Source organism: Pseudomonas oryzihabitans, assembly GCF_032027545.1.
Lineage (GTDB): Bacteria > Pseudomonadota > Gammaproteobacteria > Pseudomonadales > Pseudomonadaceae > Chryseomonas > Chryseomonas oryzihabitans_F.
Window position 1 is genome coordinate 1 of the sequence record NZ_JAVSJB010000121.1, and the last position, 313, is coordinate 313.

A 313-nucleotide genomic window follows, 5' to 3' on the forward strand; every position below is an offset into this window, starting at 1 on the left:
ACCGGTGCACGCCCCGGAAGACGTCAACCACCCGCTCTGGATCGAGCGCATCCGCGCCCTGGAGCCGGACTTCATCTTCTCCTTCTATTACCGCCACCTGCTCTCCGAAGAGGTGCTGGCCTGCGCCAAGCGTGGCGCCTACAACCTGCACGGCTCGCTGCTGCCGCGCTACCGCGGGCGCGCCCCGGCCAACTGGGTGCTGGTCAACGGCGAGACCGAGACCGGCGTGACCCTGCACCGCATGGTCAAGCGGGCCGATGCCGGCGCCATCGTCGCCCAGCAGCGGGTCACCATCGCCCCCGACGACACCGCT

At 70.0% G+C, this 313-nt stretch carries 1 protein-coding gene; it reads left to right on the forward strand.

Translation table 11 applies throughout. From position 1 onward, the window contains the following. Positions 1–313: formyltransferase family protein (locus tag RND78_RS27985; protein ID WP_312733496.1), on the forward strand; the 313-nt coding region annotated here is incomplete at both ends.